General features: G+C 68.8%; 14 protein-coding genes. 8 read left to right on the top strand and 6 right to left on the bottom strand.

The window, feature by feature from the left end; all coding sequences use genetic code 11:
- Nucleotides 1-60: 60 nt before the first annotated feature.
- The 3 genes from E0H73_RS17480 to E0H73_RS17470 all read left to right on the top strand — a co-directional run bounded on the left by E0H73_RS17480 (nt 61) and on the right by E0H73_RS17470 (nt 5846).
- Nucleotides 61-462 carry a universal stress protein gene (locus E0H73_RS17480; protein WP_131356996.1) on the top strand — a complete coding sequence of 134 codons (402 nt, stop codon included), beginning with the start codon at nt 61-63 and terminating at the stop codon, nt 460-462.
- Between the two features lie 184 nt (nt 463-646).
- Nucleotides 647-4597 carry an ATP-dependent RNA helicase HrpA gene (gene hrpA, locus E0H73_RS17475; RefSeq protein ID WP_131356993.1) on the top strand — a complete coding sequence of 1317 codons (3951 nt, stop codon included), beginning with the start codon at nt 647-649 and terminating at the stop codon, nt 4595-4597.
- Nucleotides 4598-4631: 34 nt separating this feature from the next.
- The gene (locus E0H73_RS17470) at nt 4632-5846 is read left to right on the top strand and encodes an outer membrane protein assembly factor BamB family protein (RefSeq protein ID WP_165555727.1); all 1215 of its coding nucleotides are present in this window, start codon (nt 4632-4634) and stop codon (nt 5844-5846) included.
- Here E0H73_RS17470 and E0H73_RS17465 read toward each other — a convergent pair.
- Together E0H73_RS17465 and E0H73_RS17460 are read right to left on the bottom strand one after the other, a co-directional pair.
- Entirely contained in the window at nt 5822-8644 is a 2823-nt protein-coding gene (locus tag E0H73_RS17465) for an AfsR/SARP family transcriptional regulator (RefSeq protein WP_165555726.1), read from the bottom strand. The genes E0H73_RS17470 and E0H73_RS17465 overlap by 25 nt on opposite strands.
- 58 nt (nt 8645-8702) lie before the next feature.
- On the bottom strand, nt 8703-9545 hold the full coding sequence (locus tag E0H73_RS17460; RefSeq protein ID WP_131356984.1) for a helix-turn-helix transcriptional regulator: 843 nt from the start codon (nt 9543-9545) through the stop codon (nt 8703-8705).
- A 69-nt stretch (nt 9546-9614) separates the two neighbouring features.
- Here E0H73_RS17460 and E0H73_RS17455 point away from each other — a divergent pair, with 69 nt between their 5' ends.
- Nucleotides 9615-10361 (top strand): phytanoyl-CoA dioxygenase family protein, encoded by a 747-nt coding sequence (locus E0H73_RS17455; protein ID WP_131356981.1) that lies wholly within the window; start codon nt 9615-9617, stop codon nt 10359-10361.
- A 53-nt stretch (nt 10362-10414) separates the two neighbouring features.
- Here the strand turns inward: E0H73_RS17455 and E0H73_RS17450 are convergent, their stop codons facing one another.
- The gene (locus E0H73_RS17450; protein ID WP_131356978.1) at nt 10415-10831 is read right to left on the bottom strand and encodes a VOC family protein; all 417 of its coding nucleotides are present in this window, start codon (nt 10829-10831) and stop codon (nt 10415-10417) included.
- A gap of 191 nt (nt 10832-11022) precedes the next feature.
- The gene (locus E0H73_RS17445) at nt 11023-11658 is read right to left on the bottom strand and encodes a CGNR zinc finger domain-containing protein (protein WP_131356975.1); all 636 of its coding nucleotides are present in this window, start codon (nt 11656-11658) and stop codon (nt 11023-11025) included.
- A gap of 51 nt (nt 11659-11709) precedes the next feature.
- Between E0H73_RS17445 and E0H73_RS17440 the strand changes: the two genes are divergently transcribed.
- Genes E0H73_RS17440 through E0H73_RS17430 form a run of 3 tightly spaced genes read left to right on the top strand, consistent with a single transcriptional unit; the run spans nt 11710 to nt 15163 of the window.
- Nucleotides 11710-12927, top strand: a complete 1218-nt coding sequence (locus E0H73_RS17440) for an MFS transporter (protein WP_131356972.1) — start codon at nt 11710-11712, stop codon at nt 12925-12927.
- Nucleotides 12887-13660, top strand: coding sequence for a fructosamine kinase family protein (locus tag E0H73_RS17435; protein WP_131356969.1), 774 nt, complete (start codon nt 12887-12889; stop codon nt 13658-13660). Before E0H73_RS17440 ends, E0H73_RS17435 begins: the two co-directional genes overlap by 41 nt.
- Nucleotides 13661-13702: 42 nt before the next feature.
- The gene (locus E0H73_RS17430) at nt 13703-15163 is read left to right on the top strand and encodes a family 20 glycosylhydrolase (protein ID WP_131356966.1); all 1461 of its coding nucleotides are present in this window, start codon (nt 13703-13705) and stop codon (nt 15161-15163) included.
- On the opposite strand, the gene E0H73_RS17425 is transcribed toward E0H73_RS17430, so the two are convergent.
- A complete protein-coding gene (locus E0H73_RS17425) occupies nt 15160-15435 on the bottom strand; it encodes a protealysin inhibitor emfourin (RefSeq protein ID WP_238164053.1) in 276 nt (91 codons plus the stop codon). The two genes, E0H73_RS17430 and E0H73_RS17425, sit on opposite strands and share 4 nt — an antisense overlap.
- Nucleotides 15436-15873: 438 nt before the next feature.
- On the opposite strand from E0H73_RS17425, the gene E0H73_RS17420 reads away from it, so the two are divergent.
- Nucleotides 15874-16077 (top strand): cold-shock protein, encoded by a 204-nt coding sequence (locus tag E0H73_RS17420; protein WP_012921273.1) that lies wholly within the window; start codon nt 15874-15876, stop codon nt 16075-16077.
- An 82-nt stretch (nt 16078-16159) separates the two neighbouring features.
- Here E0H73_RS17420 and E0H73_RS17415 read toward each other — a convergent pair whose 3' ends face one another.
- The gene (locus tag E0H73_RS17415; protein WP_131356960.1) at nt 16160-17014 is read right to left on the bottom strand and encodes an LLM class flavin-dependent oxidoreductase; all 855 of its coding nucleotides are present in this window, start codon (nt 17012-17014) and stop codon (nt 16160-16162) included.
- Between the last annotated feature and the right edge of the window lie 11 nt (nt 17015-17025).

Genomic DNA, 17025 nt, shown 5'->3' with positions numbered 1-17025 from the left:
CACACCGATGTCAGAGTCAAGCTGGACCGGAGACGGGCCTGGAGATGGGAGAGTGAGCCTGTGAAGATCCTGGTCGGTTATGTGCCAACTCCCGAGGGTGAGGCCGCGCTCACGGTGGCGGCTGCCGAGGCCGAGCTGCGGGGGGCGTCGGTGCTGCTGCTGAACACCAGCCGTGGTGACGCGTACATCGATGCTCGCTATGCCAACGCTGAGGAGCTGGCCGCGGCCGAGGCTCGGCTTCGGGACCTCGGCGTCGAGGTGACGATCCAGCAGGCGGTCTCCTCGGGCGACGTAGCCGGCGAACTCCTCAAGGCGGCCGCCGCCGAGGAGGTCGGCCTGATCGTCCTCGGCCTCCGCCGCCGCAGCCCCGTCGGCAAACTGATCCTCGGCAGCACCGCCCAAAGAGTCCTCCTCGAATCCCCAGTCCCCGTCCTAGCAGTCAAAGCCTCCTCCCAGGACTGACCGCCTGGTTAATCCGGGTGAGGGGCTGGGGGTGGGCGCTTAAACTGGTGGGGTTATGCCTGATGCCCGGACCGAGTCGTCGAGTCCTTCCCCAGTTACCGGTCCTGTCCAGGATCCTGCCGCGCGTCGTCGTCCGCGGCGCCGTCGTGGGAGCAAGCCCTCCGGTACGTCGCCCGACCACAGCGTGAGTGGTGATGCGACAGTCAACCTCGCGGAGGTCGCGGCGCGGCTCGAGGGGCTTTCGGTGTATGACCGGGAGCAGCTGGGGCGGCGGTTGGAGCGGGTTCGGGGGACCAAGGACGCGCACAAGCGTGAGCAGGCGTTGCAGGGTGTGCTCGGGGCGATGGAGCAGGCCGAGCAGCGGGTGGAGTTGCGCCGGCTGGCGGTGCCCGAGATCACCTATCCGCCAGAGCTGCCCGTCAGCCAACTGAAGGACGACATCGCGGCCGCGATCCGGGACCACCAGGTTGTGGTCGTCGCCGGCGAGACCGGATCCGGCAAGACGACCCAGCTGCCGAAGATCTGTCTCGAGCTGGGCCGCGGCATTCAAGGCATGATCGGGCACACCCAGCCCCGACGCCTCGCCGCCCGCACCGTGGCCGAGCGAATCGCCCAGGAGCTCGGCACGGAGCTCGGCGAGACCATCGGCTTCGCCGTACGGTTCACGGACAAGGTCAGTGAGCGCTCCCTGGTCAAGCTCATGACCGACGGCATCTTGCTGAACGAGCTGCAGCGCGACCGCGACCTGAGCCGGTACGACACGCTCATCATCGACGAGGCGCACGAACGCAGCCTGAACATCGACTTCATCCTCGGCTACCTCAAACGTCTCCTCCCCCGCCGCCCGGACCTCAAGGTCATCATTACCTCCGCGACCATCGACCCGGAGCGGTTCGCCGAACACTTCTCCGACAGCCAAGGCAACCCGGCGCCGATCGTCGAGGTCTCCGGCCGGACCTACCCGGTCGAGGTGCGCTACCGTCCGATCAACGATCCAGACGACCCGAGCACACTCGACCGCGACCAGACCCAGGCGATCCTGGACGCCGTCGACGAACTCGAGTACGAGGCATCGGGCGACGTACTGGTGTTCCTCAGCGGTGAGCGGGAGATCCGCGACACCGCCGACGCACTCAACGACAAGTACGCCGGCCAGCGCGGCCGGCCCGGCGCCGTCGAGGTCCTGCCGCTGTACGCAAGGCTCTCCAACGCCGAGCAGCACCGCGTCTTCCAGCCGCATTCCAACCGCCGCATCGTCCTCGCGACCAACGTCGCCGAGACCTCGCTGACGGTCCCCGGCATCAAGTACGTCGTCGACCCCGGTACGGCGCGAATCTCGCGGTACAGCCATCGCACCAAGGTCCAGCACCTGCCGATCGAGCCCGTCTCGCAGGCCAGCGCCAACCAGCGCAAGGGCCGCTCCGGCCGGACCAGCGACGGCATCTGTATCCGGCTGTACTCCGAGGAGCACTTCGAGAGCCGGCCCGAGTTCACCGACCCCGAGATCCTGCGCACCAACCTCGCGTCCGTCATTCTCCAGATGACGTCGATCGGGCTCGGCGACATCGCCGCCTTCCCGTTCATCGACGAGCCGGACAAGCGCAGCATCACCGACGGCCTGCAACTGCTCACCGAGCTCGGCGCGATCGAGTCCGCCAAGGCGACCGAGCGGCACCGCAGGCTCACCCCGATCGGCCGCCAGTTGGCCCAGATCCCGCTCGACCCGCGGCTGGCCCGGATGATCGTCGAGGCGGACAAGCACGGTTGTGTCCGTGAGGTGATGGTGATCGCCGCCGCCCTGTCGATCCAGGATCCGCGCGAGCGGCCGACCGACGCCGAGGCGCAGGCGCAGCAGGCGCACGCCCGCTTCCGCGATCCCACCAGCGACTTCCTCGGGTTCCTGAACCTCTGGAACTACCTGAAGAAGCAGCAGAAGGAGCTGTCCGGCAACCAGTTCCGCCGGATGTGCCGCAGCGAGTACCTCAACTATCTCCGCGTCCGCGAGTGGCAGGACATCTTCGCCCAGCTCCGCCAGGTCGCATCCCAGATCGGCGTCACGCTGAACAGCGGCGAGGCGGCCGACCCACAGGCGGTGCACGTCTCACTGATGTCCGGTCTGCTGTCGCATCTCGGCATGAAGGATCCGGCCAACCAGCACCAGTACCTCGGTGCCCGCGGCACCAAGTTCGCGATCTTCCCCGGCTCCGGACTCTTCAAGAAGCCGCCGCAGTTCGTGATGGCCGCCGAACTGGTCGAGACGTCGCGGCTGTGGGCACGCGTCAACGCCAAGATCGAGCCCGAGTGGGCCGAGGACATCGCCCAGCACCTGATCAAACGCACGTACTCCGAGCCGCACTGGGAGCGCAAGGCCGGCGCGGTGATGGCCTACGAGAAGGTCACCCTGTACGGCGTACCGATCGTGGCGCGGCGCAAGGTCAACTACGGCAAGGTCGAGCCCGAGGTCTCCCGCGAACTGTTCATCCGGCACGCGCTGGTCGAGGGCGACTGGGACACGCACCACAAGTTCTTCCACGAGAACCGCAAGCTGGTCGAGGAAGTCGAAGAGCTCGAAGAGCGCACTCGGAGGCGCGACCTGCTGGTCGACGACGAGACGCTGTTCGCGTTCTACGACGAACGCGTCGGCGCCGAGGTCGTCACCGGGCGGCACTTCGACACCTGGTGGAAGAAGGCCAGGCAGCGCGACGCGGACCTGCTCGACTTCGAGCGGTCGCTCGTGGTCCGCGAGGGTGCCGAGGTCAAGGAGGAGGAGTTCCCGCTGCACTGGATGCAGAACGGGATGACCTTCGACCTCACCTACGCCTTCGAGCCGGGCACGGACGCGGACGGCGTGACCGTTCACATCCCGCTGCTGGTGCTGAACCAGGTCACCGCGGACGGCTTCGAGTGGAGCGTGCCCGGCTTCCGCGAGGAGCTCGTCACCACCCTGATCAAGTCCTTGCCAAAAGCAATCAGGCGGAACATCGTCCCGGCGCCGGATCACGCCCGTCAGATCCTCCCCCACCTCGACCCGGCTTCCGGTCCGCTGACCGACGCGATGGCGCGTGAACTGCGTAACCTGCGCGACGTGGTCATCGAGCCGGCCGACTGGGACTGGAGCCGCGTGCCGGAGCACCTGCGGATGACGTTCCGGGTGATCGACGACAAGGGCAAGACGGTGGCCGAGGGCAAGGACCTGGCCAAGCTCAAGGAACGCCTGAAGCCGAAGACGAAGGCCGCCATCTCGCAGGTCGCGTCGAAGGCGGTCAGCGGGCTCGAGCGATCCGGCCTGACCGATTGGACGTTCGGCGACCTGCCGCGGAGCTTCTCCGAGCACCGCAACGGGCTCACGGTCGCCGGCTACCCGGCTCTGGTCGACGAGGGCAAGACCGTCGCGATCCGGCTGCAGGAGACCGAGCGGGACCAGGCCGCCGCGATGTGGAACGGCATCCGCAGGCTTCTGCTGTTGACGATGCCGTCAGTGATCGACGTGGTCCAGCGGAACCTGACCAACCAGCAGAAGATGACGCTGATGGCCGGGCCGCACCGCAACGTCGGTGAGCTGCTCGACGACGCGATCTCTGCGGCCGTCGACCAGTTGATGACCGCGGCGCACGGCCCGGCGTGGAACCTGACCGCCTTCTCCGTACTGCGAGACGCCGTACGCTCGGACCTCGCGGACTCGGTGCTGACGATCCTGCGGCAGGTCGAGCAGGTGCTGGGCCACGCGCGGACCGTGGACAAGCTGATCTCGCGGGCATCGAGCCCGGCGCTGCTCGCGGCGTTGTCCGACGTGCGCGGCCAACTGGAAGGGCTCGTCCACCCCGGCTTCATCACCGAGACCGGAGCCACCCGGCTGCCCGATCTGGTCCGCTACCTGCGCGGGATGGAGCAGCGCCTGGAGAAGATCGGCGCCAACGCTCTGCGCGACCGTTCGGGCATGGCGATCATCCAAACGCTCGATGCCGACTACCGCGCCCGGCTCAATGCCGTACCGACCGGCAAGTATCCGAGTCCGGAACTGCTCGAGGTCCGGTGGATGCTGGAGGAGCTGCGGATCAGCCTGTTCGCGCAGACCCTCGGTACGCCGTACCCGGTCTCGGAGAAGCGGATCCGCAAGGCGCTCGCGACGGCTTGATCGATCGTTGATGCCGGCGCGGGATCGTCGGTGCATGACTGGACGATTCTTGAGGGTGCGGGCCCTGTGCGCGCTCGCTGCGCTTGTCATGACGCCGCTGGTGGCTGTGGGGACAGCCTCGGCGAGCGCCGTCGCGACCGGTGACTGGACCCAGTTCCGCAACGGGCCCGCTCACCAGGGCGTCAACACTGCCGAGACAGCGCTGTCGGTGTCGACCGTCGGCGGGTTGCGACAGCAGTGGGTGACCAAGATCGGAGGCAGCGTCTGGTCCTCGCCGGCGACCGCCGACGGCCGGGTGTACGTCGGCGGGCTGGACGGCCGGCTGCACGCGCTCGACGCGGCCACCGGCCAGCAGCTCTGGGCCAAGCCGGACAGCGCGCTGACCGGCGACTGGACCTTCACGTCGCCGGCCATCGGCGACGGCGTGGTCTACCTGGGAATCAACCGGCCCGCGGCCGAGATCTGGGCCTTCGACGCAGTGACCGGGGCGACCAGGTGGCGCACCGGAGCCTCGATCAGCAACATCAACGGATCACCCGTGGTCGCCGGCGGAGTGGTGTACGCCGCCACCACCGAGGACCAGGTCCTGGCCCTGGACGCCGCCACCGGTGCGAGGATCTGGGACGCCAAGCCCAACGGCGGCCGCGGTTCCGGCTTCTACTCGAGCCCGACTGTTGCTGGTGGCAAGGTGTTCGCGGCGTCGCTCAACCAGCAGGTCTACGCCCTGGATGCGGCGACCGGCGCTGTCCTGTGGTCGTTCCCGACCGGCGGGCACAACTCCTCGACACCGGCCGTGGTCGGCGGCACCGTGTACTTCGGATCCCGGGACGGCAATGTGTACGCCGTCAACGCCGAGACCGGCGTACAGCGGTGGAAGGTGCGGTACGGCTCGAACATCCTCGCGTCGTTCCAGTCCTCGCCCGCAGTCGTCAACGGCTCGGTGTATATCGGTACCAACAACGACCGCCGAGTGCTCGCCCTCGATGCGGCGACCGGCGCCACCAAGTGGAGCTTCCGCACCGGCGGCGTGGTGATGTCGTCGCCAGTGGTGGCGAACGGGGTCGTGTACGTCGGATCGGACGACCGCAGCGTCTACGCACTGCGCGCGACCAACGGACAGCGACTCTGGTCCGCGAAGGTGTCCGGCGCGGTCGACTCCGGACCGGTCGTGGCCCAGGGCAAGGTCTATGCAGGGACGTACGGCGACAGCGGCGGCGGGAACGTCTACTCGTTCGCACTCAGTCGTTGACCCTTGCCATGCGGTCCGGCCTGGCGAAGAGTCTCGCGGATCAGTCGCAGGCACCGTGCCGCACCGCGCTGGTCGTCGGTCCGCTCACAGATCGCCAGCGCGGACCGTAGGCACTCCAGCGCTCGGTCGACCTGGCCAAGGTCGCGGTGGGCAAGGCCGAGGTGGGTCAGGCAATGCGCCTGGCCCGCCTCGTCGGCCAGCTCGCGGAAGATGGCGAGCCCAGCGGTGAACCTCGCGAGCGCCTCGCCGGGTGAGCCGGCGGCCTCGTGGACCTCACCGAGATTCGTGACCGCCGCCGCGTGGCCGCGGCGGTTGCCGAGCTCGGCGAAGATCGCTCCCGACTCAGCGAGGTGCCCGAGCGCTTCGTCGTACCGGCCGAGTTGCCCCAAGACCGGACCGAGGTTGTTCAGGTAGACGCCCTGGCTGTGCGGGTCGCCGAGCCGACGGGCGATCGACAACGCCTGCGAAAGGCAATCGGCAGCCTGGTCGTAGCGATGCAGGCTGTCATAGACAGTGCCGAGTCCGTTCAGGCACGAGGCCCGGCCGGTGTCGTCACCCGCCTCGGTAAACAATCGCAGGCCCGCCTCCAGGTGTCCCGCGGCCTGATCGAAGCCGCCCTGCAGTTCGTACGCCGCCCCCAGGTCGCGATGCGCGAACCCTTCGGCGTACGCGTCCTTGGTACGGCGTGCGACTGCCAACGCGGTCTGGTTGAGCCGGATCCAGTCGGCCCGATGACCGCGGATGTGGAAGAACGCGAACAGCGCCCGCGCCAACTGCCCAGGGATCTCGTCCGGTACGCCGTCGGTCGCGGCAGCCTGCTCGGCACTGGCCAGCAGGTTGGCCCGCTCGGTCTCGAACCACTCCAGCGCCCCCCTCACCCCGGGGAACGTCGTACCGCCGTCAGCCCACGCGCCAGCCGTGTCCAACCGCGGATCGCCCGGGCGCAGCATCGCGTAGCCACTCCACGCGGTGGCGACCTGCCAGCGCATCGCCCGCGTCAGCGCAGCGGTCCTCTCGCCAACCGAGCGCGTCGCCGCGACCTCGCGGGCCAGCAGCCGTAGCAACTCGTGCAGCCGGTACCGATCCGGCGCAGGGCTCTCCAACAATTGCGCGTCGACCAGCAACTCCAGCACCGGCGTCGCGTCCACCGCTCCGAGCAACCGCCCGGCGAACGGCGTACTCAGATCCGCCGCATCGGGCAGACCGAGCAACCCAAAGGCCGAGGCCGCTGCACGCTCCTCCGCCGATCCGGCCGCCAGCAACCGGTGACCGACCTGCAGGGACGCCCGGACGTCGAGGTCATCTGCGCGCAACTCGTCCAGGCGGCTGCGAGCATTCGCCAGCCGATCCGTCAGAGTCCGGACCGGCCAGGTCGGCCGTGCCGCCAACCGAGCCCCGGCAATCCGCACCGCCAACGGCAGTCCGCCGCACAACCCGACCAGCTTCCGAACGGCAGCGGGATCCGCAGCGATCCGGTCCGCCCCGGCCAGTCGGCCCAGCAGTTTCGTGGACTCGCTCGGAGACAACGGACGGAGGTGCAGGTGACGTACTCCGTCCAGAGTCGCAAGCACCCGGCGACTGGTCACCAGGACCGCGCATCCAGGTCCGGCCGGCAGCAACGGCCGCACCTGAGCGGCATCCGTCGCGTTGTCCAGTACGACGAGCACGCGCCGGGTCGCCGTCTCGGCCCGGAACCGGCTGGCCGCCTCGGTGACGTCGTACCGCCCACCATCGGGTACGTCGAGTGCCCGCAGGAACTGGCCGAGTGCGCCGATCGCCGTACTGTCCGAGGACAGATCGGCGTACAACTGCCCGTCCGGGAAGCCGCCCGCGACGAGATGCGCGGCATGTACGGCGAGCGCGGACTTGCCGATGCCCGCGACTCCGTCGACCGCACCGATCGGCGGTACGCGGTCGTCCGGGTCTCCTCGTAACAGGTCCGCGATTTCGGCCAGCTCGGTCCTGCGACCGGTGAAGGATGCGGCGTCTGCTGGGAGTTGGCGAGGGACCACGGTCCGCGTTCCAGGCGACACCTCGCCGGGCAGATCGAGCTTGGGGTCCGCGGCCAGAATCTTCGCGTGCAGGTCGCGGACTGCACGAGCAGGCTCTGTCCCGAGTTCGCCGGCAAGGCGGTCGCGGAGACGGCGGAAGGCGGCGAGCGCATCTGCCTGACGACCGGAGCGGTAGAGGGCGAGCATCCACTGTTGCCAGAGCCGTTCGCGGAGTGGGTTCTCCTCGACCAGTGCGCGCAGCTCGGCGGTCAGTTCGGTGTGCTGCCCGAGTGCGAGACGGGCGTCGACCAGAGCCTCGCTCGCGGCCAGGCGCCGTTCCTCCGCAACGACGAGCCGCCCGTGGGGGTCCGCGTCGACAGCTACGTCCTCGAGCGGGCGACCACGCCACAGGGCCAGGCCGCGGCTCAGCAGCTCCGTGGCGGCCAGGGGGTCGCCGTTACGCAGCGCCTGCTCGCCGCGGGCGGCCAACTCCTCGAACGCGAGCAGGTCGAGGTCAGCGGCGGTCACATCCATCCGGTAGCCAGCGGCGTCGGTCACCAGCCGCGGTGGCGCGTCGTTCAGTTGCAGGTCGCGGCGCAGCGTCGAGACGTAGGTGCGAAGCGCCCCGATCGCAGTTGGCGGCCGACGGTCGGGCCAGACCATCTCGACCAGCCGGCCGGCGGGCAGTGGACGGTTGGCGCTCACCAGGAGCACTGCGAGGACGGCACGCAGCTTCGCCGAGCCGAGTTGTACCGGCTCGCCGTGGCCGTCGCGAATCTCCAGCGGTCCGAGCACCTTGAACCGCACAGTGCGCCCTCCCGTCCTCACTTTCACCAACGGATGACCGCCCTCCGTGGTTCACCCGCTACGGCACGAACGCTCGCTGTGAGCGACGGCGGAAGTCCCGGGGCGAGAGCTGATGGGCGGCGGTGAAGCAGCGGGTGAAGTACGACTGGCTGGCGAAACCGCAGCGGGCCGCGATCGCGGCGACCGGGTGGTTGGTTGCTGCGAGCAACGATGCGGCGTGTTCCAGGCGAAGGTCGGCGACGAAGGCGGTCGGCGTACGCCCGTAGGCCGCTCGCATCGAGCGGGACAGGTGGGCCGGACTGACACCGGACAGTGCGAGCAGCCGCGGCACTCCGCCGCGCAGATTCTCCTCGGCCCGCATCGACCGGCAGGCCTTCGACAGCCAGTCCGGTGCGGTGGGCGTGCCGGCGGGTGAGGCGAGTTCCTCCGGCGAAACCAGTGGCAGCAGGTCGATCCAGAAGCGCATCAGATCGTAGGCGCCAGGCTCGTCCTGGAAGCGGTCCAAGGCGTGTTCGAACACAGCGATCGCGGCGGGCGTGTGGAAGGCCACGGGTCCGCGCGCGGTCGCCCAGCTTCCGGTCGGGTTCGTCCTGGTCAGGTCGAGGAAGCCCAGCCAAGCCGAAGTCGGGAAGGCGACGTTCACGAACTCGAGCCCGTCGGGTGCCGCGCCGCGGACCGCATGCCGATCCTGCGGCCGCACGAGTACGACGTCGCCGGCCACGAGGCTCTGCGTCCCTGTGGTCAACAGGTGCTCCCCGCTGCCGGACACCACGCCCATCAACTCGTGGAAGTCCGCATGGGTGTGCAGTTCGGTGTCGCGCGCTCGTGCGGCGATCCGGACGCGGGCCGCGTGGTACGCGCGGCCGAACGCGTGCGACTCGAAGCGCAGCGCCTGATCCACATCAACACGCTACAAGTTCTCGTCAGGCTGCTGCTAGTAGGACATCTGTCCAGACCGGACCATGGAGACATGTTCGAAGACGACGGTTATGTGATCTTCCGAGATGTCATCGACCCGGCCCTGATCAAGGAAGTGAATGATCATGTCGCGTGGCTGCAGGCCCGGCACCCCGACGTACGGCCGGAACAACTCGGGCACGTGTACCTGCGCGACGACCCGTTCTGGGTGCGGTTGGTGAGTGACGACCGGCTGCTCGACATCGCGTCGCAGTTCGTCGGTCCCGATCTTGCCCTGTTCGCGTCGCACTACATCTCCAAGCCGCCGTACTCCGGGCAGCCGGTGCTGTGGCACCAGGACGCGGCGTTCTGGCCGCTCGATCCGATGAAGGTCGTGACGCTGTGGCTGGCGGTCGACCACTCGACGCCGGAGAACGGCTGCGTGCGGGTGATCCCGGGCAGTCATCGCTCCGGGGTGGCCGGCATGCGCGACAACACCGAGGTCGAGAGCGTTCTCGGCAAGGAGATCGCGGTCGAGGTCGACGAGTCGAAGGCAATCGACATGGTGCTCGCTCCCGGTGATGTCGAGGTGCACCACCCGAACATCGTGCACGGCAGCAACGCGAACACGTCCCCGAACCGGCGGTGCGGGCTGACGATCCGGTACATCCCGACGTCGACGCGGATCACGGATCCGGAGGTGCCGTACCCGAGCGCCTTCCATCTGCGCGGCGAGCCGGGGGTCAACAGCTACCAGCCGCGGCCGACGTACGTCGAAGGCACGCACTTCCCGTTCAGCGGAAGCAGTGCGTGGGTCTGACACAGCGAGCGCCCGCCCCGGCCGGTGGCCGGGACGGGCGCTGGACAGTCGCCTTACTCGAGGCAGATCCGGAACGGGTGCCCTGCGGGGTCGGCGTAGATCCGCCAGCCGAGACCGTTGCCGGCCGGTGGCGGGTCCAGGGGGTCGAGCGGTTCGGCCCCGAGGGCGACCACGGTGGCGTGGCCGCTGGAAATGTCCTCGACGATGAGGTCGAGATGGAGATCCTGCGCGTCGGTGCCGGGCCAGGTGGCCGGCACGTACTCCTCCGAGCGGCGGAAGGCCAGCGTCGAGAAGCCCAGTGACGAACCGGGGCCGGTCAGGCTCCGCCAGTCGTCGTCACCGTTCTCGTCGATGTCCAGCCCCAGCAGCGCTGAGTAGAACTGGGCGAGCTCGAGTGGGTCCGGGCAATCCAGCACCACCGAGCCGAGCCGCCCGGCAGTACTGCCCGGCTGCTCTGCCACCTGCGTCATCTGTCCTCCAGCTTCTGTTCACCAACTGCCTGCCCCTGTCTGGGGCAGGACCGGCCAGGCCCGTCGTGGTCGGAAGGCCCGGCCGCCTACGATGACAGGTCCGACGGACACTTCGCATCTTTCGACACGCCTTCTTGACGGGTCAGCCGAACGCGGACAGTGAACGGGCGACGGATCTACCGCCATAACGCTCAGACAGTGGTAGCTCGACGCCGCTCGGACAGCTTGCGGATCTTCACCCGGGTGCCGCAGTCCTCCATCGAGCACCAGCGGCGCGAGCCGTTCCGGCTCCGGTCGAGGAACAGCCAGCCACACCCACCCTCGTCGATCGGGCAGGCGCGCAACTGCCGCAGCTCGACCGTCCGCAGCAACTCGACCGCGGCGGCCACCAGGCGGTCTGGGATCATCCGTGCCGGCGCCGTACCGACAACCAGTTCGGCGACGGCGTCACCACTGGGCACGAGGGCCGAGCGGGCCGCGGCCGCGGCCCAGCGCAGCATCAACTGCTCGAAATCAGATCCCTGCAGGGGCTGGGAATCCGTTAGCCTTGCAGTCAGCAGTGAGTACGTCGTCTCACGGATCTCGACCGTCGCTCGCAGCGCGGACTCCCCCAGCCCCGGCCGGCCCAGCCAGGCAGCGGAGACTGCGTCGGCCTCATCCCCGGTGAGGAGCTCGATCCGGCGGCTCCAGGCCAGCAGTTCAGACGGACCGGACAGATGATCACGCCCGCCGACGCCGCCGGGCACCCGAGGCTCGACCGTGTTCACCAGGTCGAGAGCGGGATGACCGCCCACGATCCGGAATACCGCCCTGGAATTGTCGGTCATGGATGAGACGCTACCACCATAGATCCCTATACCGGAATCACAGGTGAGGTCATGCCCATCACGTCCCGCCGAGCCGGCGCCGCGCTGCTGATGCTGGGCTTCGGCACGTTCTCGTTCGTCACGGTCGAGGTGCTCCCGATCGGCCTGCTCACGGTGATGGCCGACGACCTCGGCCGCTCCCGCTCCGACGTCGGCCTCCTCGTCACTGGGTACGCCGTGGTCGTCGTGCTCGCGTCCATCCCGTTGACCCGGCTCACCCACCGACTCCCTCGCCGCCTGGTCATCAGCGGGACCCTGGCCGTGCTCGCGCTGTCCGCCACGCTGGCGGCGCTGGCCGGGAGCTACCAGGTCCTCCTTGTCTCGCGACTGTTCACCGCGCTCGCCCAGGCGTTGTTCTGGTCCATCGTCGCGCCGATCGCCACGGGTCTGTTCCCGCCGACGGTCCGCGGCCGCGTGGTGGCCAGACTCGCCATCGGTACGGCGGCCGCGCCGGTGCTCGGCATCCCGCTGGGCACTTGGCTCGGCGAGCAGGCAGGCTGGCGGGTCCCGTTCGTCGTGATGGCCGTGCTCGGCGCAGCCACCTGCGTCGGCCTGACGGTCCTGCTGCCGCGGATCGAGGTGCGCGATGGCGCCTCCAGCCGGGGCTGGGAGCCGGATGCCCGCCGATTCGCCGTACTGGTCGTGACTGCGGCGATCGCGGTGACCGGATTCCTGACGTTCAACACCTACGTCACGCCGTTCCTGCTGGACATCAGCGGCTTCACGCCCGATGCGCTTGGCCCGATGCTGTTCGTGAGCGGACTGGGCGGTCTGGCCGGCACGCTGGTCGTCGGCCGCGTGATCGACCGACGGCCGTGGGCCTCGCTGGTGCTGCCGCTCGTGCTCCTCACCGCCGCGCTCGCCGGGCTCTACGCGTTCGGTGGCCACAAGGTACCTACGGTTGTCCTGATCACGGCGACCGGAGTGGCGTTCAGCGGGCTGGCTGTGGCGACGCAGAGCCGGACGCTGCAGGTGGCGCCCGGGAGCACCGACATCGCGTCGGCGAGCACCAGTTCCGCGTTCAACGTGGGCATCGCCGCGGGAGCGTTCGTGGGCGGCGTGCTGATCGACGGACCTGGTGTCCGCAGTGTCGCGCTCGTGGGCGCGATCCTGACCGCTGCGGGACTCGCGCTCATGGTGGCCGAGCCGGTGCTGGCTCGGCGCCGGGCCCGGGTGGCAGAGTCCGAACATGACGGTCCTGGGCGACAGGTTTGTGAAGAGGCGGCATGACGCGCCCCACGGGTTCTTCGAGGTCGAGGCCGCCGGCCTGCACTGGCTCGCCGTACCGGGCGGAGTGCCGGTGGCCACGCCGGTCGACGTCTCCAGCGATCACCTGAGCACAGTCCGGCTCGACCTGGTTCCGCCGACCGGAGCGGCCGCGGACGAGTTCGGTCGGCAACTTGCGGTCACTCACGACTCCGGTGCGCGGCATTTCGGCGTACCGCCGGATGGGTGGGACGGTGACGGGTACATCGGCACGATCGGGTTGCCGCACGCGCTGCAGCCGCTGAAGTCGTGGGGTGAGTTCTACGCCAACCTCGGGCTCCGGCCGTACCTGCGGGCGGCGTACGACCAAGGCACGATCGACGGGCACCAGCTCGAGGTGTTCGAGCTCGTGTGCCGGCGACTGACGGCCGGCGAGTACGACGACCCGTCCGACCCGCCGAGCCGGATCCACGGCGACCTCTGGTCGGGCAACGTCCTCTGGAGTGCGAACGGGGTACACCTGATCGACCCGGCCGCGCACGGCGGTCACCGTGAGACAGACCTGGCCATGCTCGGCCTCTTCGGCATGCCGCAGCTCGAGCGGGTCCTGCGCGCGTACGGCGAGGTGCACCCGCTCGCGGACGGCTGGCGCGACCGGGTCGGACTGCACCGGCTGCACCCGCTGCTGACCCATGTGGTGATGTTCGGCGGAAGTTATGTGCCGCAGGCGATCGCCATGGCCCACAAGTATGGATAAGACTCTTCCTAACTACTCCCCCCGCGATCACCGGAGCCGACCCTGATTCCGCAGCCTGTCACCCAGAACCCCCTGCCCGACCAGACCTTCACGCTGCAGTCCTCGGCGACTGTCGGCGTACTGAGCACCGAGGAGGCGGCCACCTGGGTGGCTGACCAGCTCGCCGCCCAGCTCCGCCTGTCCACCGGCTTCCCGCTTCCGGTCCAGTCGGGCGAGGGCACCATCACGCTCTCGACCGACGGACCGAGCTCACTCGGTGCGGAGGGCTACGAGCTCCGCGTGGACGGCACGGCGGTCACCGTCACCGCAGCCACCGCGGAGGGGCTCTTCCGCGGAGTCACCACCCTCCGGCAGCTGCTTCCGGCCAAGGCGGATGCCGGCACGGAGCAGTCCGGTCCCTGGGAGATCGCCGGTACGACGATCGCCGACGCACCGCGCTACCCGTACCGCGGCGTCATGCTCGACGTGTCCCGGCACTTCCGCTCGGTCGCCGAGGTCAAGCGCTGCATCGACCTCGCGTCGCTCTACAAGCTCAACCGGCTCCACCTGCATCTGTCCGACGACCAGGGCTGGCGCATCCAGGTGGACTCCTGGCCGGAGCTGACCAAGCACGGAGCGAGCTCCGAGGTCGGTGGCGGCCCGGGCGGCCACTACACCAAGGCCGACTTCGCCGAGATCGTCCTGTACGCCGCCGAGCGGTTCGTCACCGTGGTCCCGGAGATCGACACCCCAGGACACACCAACGCGGCGCTGACGTCGTACCCCGAGCTGAACGCCGACGGCGAGGCGACGGAGTACTTCACCGGCACCGAGGTGGGGTTCAGCTCACTCGCCGTCCACAAGGACGTCACCTACGACTTCCTGGACGACGTGTTCCGGGAGGTGGCCGAGCAGACGCCGGGCGACGTCATCCACCTCGGTGGGGACGAGGCACACTCGACTCCGCACTCGGACTACCTCACGTTCGTGCCGAAGGCGGCCGAGCTGGTCGTCAAGCACGGCAAGCGGGTGATGGGCTGGCACGAGATCGCCGATGCCCCGCTGCCGGCCGGAAGCATCCTGCAGTACTGGGGTACCGACGACGACCGGTCGCGGGAGCTGACCCGCAAGGCGGCGGCCGGCGGCGCCGAGGTAGTGATGTCACCGGCCAACCGGGCGTACCTGGACATGAAGTACGACCAGGACACGCCGTACGGCCTCGACTGGGCCGGTCTGGTGAGTGTGGAGAAGGCGTATCGCTGGGACCCGGCGACCCTGATCCCGGACCTGCCGGAGAGCGCCGTGATCGGCGTGGAGGCTCCGCTGTGGTCGGAGACCTTCGACGACATGTCGAAGATCGAGTACATGGCGTTCCCGCGGCTGCCGGGCATCGCCGAGCTCGGGTGGTCGCCGGCGTCCGCGCTGGACTGGGAGTCGTACCGGGCGCGGCTGGCCGGCCAGGCGGCGCGCTGGGACGTGCTGAACGTGAACTACTACCGCGCTCCTGAGGTCGACTGGAGCTAATGCCCGAGGACGCGGTCCAGCAGCCACGCGGTGGTCTGGTCCACGTCCTGCTCGGCGACAGTGAGGTGCGTGGCGTCCGCTCCGGCGGTGTCACGCACCTCTAGCCGGTAGACGTACCGGTCCGGTTGCGGACGTCCGCTGCCGAGGTTGCCCTGGTCGAGCGCACGCACGGCATCCTCGAGCTTGCCTGCGTCCGGTTCGGCGCTCGTGTCGAGTTCACCGTGCGCCATCAGGCCGGCGAATCCGCCACTGCGGGTCACTTTGACGATCAAGGGTGCCTCCTCGGGGCACACCATTGCGTGCCGCGCAACGAATGTCCAGAGCCGCGCGACACGCCGGGAAACCCGGCCGGGTTCGCGCGACCATCACCCGGCGTACCGGCGAAATGTCCTTCGTTGCCATCGGCCGGAACCCGGCGCCGGCCGCGAATCAGCAGGTCGGCACGGGATTCGGCGTACGCCGGGGTGCCGCGGAAGCTGGATCGGAGCGCACACACAGCGTGGCGGGCGGCGACTATTAGCGACACGTGTTCGTGGTCACCCCTTCCACGCGGCCCCAGATCGGCTACAGTTGTCGCGTTGCACTTTTGGACTCCCACTGACTTTCGCTGTGCTGCATGGCCGGTTCTGTCTTCTGGGGCCTTTCGGCGACACGTGGCTCATGAGGTGTGGGTCGCGGTTTGTTACAAGCCATCAAGGAGATAGACACAAATGGCTGTCGGTACTGTCAAGTGGTTCAACGCTGACAAGGGCTTCGGCTTCATCACCCCGGATGACGGTGGCGCGGACGTGTTCGCGCACTACTCGGCCATCCAGACCTCGGGCTTCCGCTCGCTGGACGAGAACCAGCGCGTCGAGTTCGAGATCACCCAGGGCCAGAAGGGCCTGCAGGCGGAGAACATCCGCCCGATCTGATCTTTGGATCAGCCCTTCTCGAAACTGAAATGAAAGAGCCGCACACCATCCCGGTGTGCGGCTCTTTCGCCATCCCGGTGCCCTAGCGGTGGCGGGGAACTACCTCGGCGACAACCTGCTCCAGGACGTCCTCGCTGCCCGCGTAGACGCCTTCGGCGCGGGGCCAATGGGTGATGACGTCGGTGAAGCCCAGCTCCCCCGCACGGCCGACGACGTCCTCGAAGGCGGCCACGCTGGACAGTGAGTAGCGGGCGGAGTCCAAGGCCAGGTAGCGGTCGAACGGCTTGCTCTCGAGTACGTCGTCCAGCCGGTGGCTCAGGTCGACGACCGACGCGAACCAGGTGTCGAAGTCCGGCGACTTCACGCCGGTCGTCACCCAGCCGGCGCCGTACCTCGTGGCGAGCCGGAGCGATCGTGGTCCGTTGGCGGCCATGATGAACGGCACTCGCGGCTGCTGCACGCATCCCGGCAAGGTGCGGCCGTTGCGGGTCTCGAAGTACTCGCCGAGGTAGTCGACGCCGTCGGTCGTCAGCAGCTTGTCGAGCAATTCGACGAACTCCGTCAGCCGGTCGACCTTCTCCCGTGCGGTCAGCTCCGGACCGCCCTGGATCGTTGCGTCGATGCCGCCGCCCGAACCGATGCCGCACAGGAAGCGCCCGTCCGACACGTCGTCGAGGGCCAGGATGTCGCGGGTCAGCGCGAGTGGATGGCGGAAGTTCGGCGACGTCACGAACGTGCCCAGCCGGATCGTCGACGTCTCCAGCGCCGCCGCGGTCAGCGTCGGCGTCGTGCCGTACCACGGCGAGTCCTGCAGGCCGCCCCAGGTCAGGTGGTCGTAGGTCCAGACATGGTCGAAGCCGAGTTCCTCCGCCCGTCGCCATCGCGGCGCGGCGTCCTTCCACCGGTACTCCGGCAGGATCGTGATCCCGAATCGCATGCCCGCACCCT

It is taken from the genome of Kribbella pittospori (assembly GCF_004331465.1).
GTDB lineage: Bacteria > Actinomycetota > Actinomycetes > Propionibacteriales > Kribbellaceae > Kribbella > Kribbella pittospori.
The sequence above is the reverse complement of the archived record's forward strand: the minus strand, read 5'-3'. Positions and strand labels throughout refer to the sequence as shown.

Excerpts from the sequence above, each read along its gene's own strand:
- E0H73_RS17420 (WP_012921273.1), top strand. The coding sequence starts at position 15,874 with ATGGCTGTCGGTACTGTCAAGTGGTTCAACGCTGACAAGGGCTTCGGC.
- E0H73_RS17415 (WP_131356960.1), bottom strand. The coding sequence starts at position 17,014 with ATGCGATTCGGGATCACGATCCTGCCGGAGTACCGGTGGAAGGACGCC.
- E0H73_RS17445 (WP_131356975.1), bottom strand. The coding sequence starts at position 11,658 with ATGACCGACAATTCCAGGGCGGTATTCCGGATCGTGGGCGGTCATCCC.
- E0H73_RS17435 (WP_131356969.1), top strand. The coding sequence starts at position 12,887 with ATGACGGTCCTGGGCGACAGGTTTGTGAAGAGGCGGCATGACGCGCCC.
- E0H73_RS17440 (WP_131356972.1), top strand. The coding sequence starts at position 11,710 with ATGCCCATCACGTCCCGCCGAGCCGGCGCCGCGCTGCTGATGCTGGGC.
- E0H73_RS17450 (WP_131356978.1), bottom strand. The coding sequence starts at position 10,831 with ATGACGCAGGTGGCAGAGCAGCCGGGCAGTACTGCCGGGCGGCTCGGC.
- E0H73_RS17470 (WP_165555727.1), top strand. The coding sequence starts at position 4,632 with ATGACTGGACGATTCTTGAGGGTGCGGGCCCTGTGCGCGCTCGCTGCG.
- E0H73_RS17455 (WP_131356981.1), top strand. The coding sequence starts at position 9,615 with ATGTTCGAAGACGACGGTTATGTGATCTTCCGAGATGTCATCGACCCG.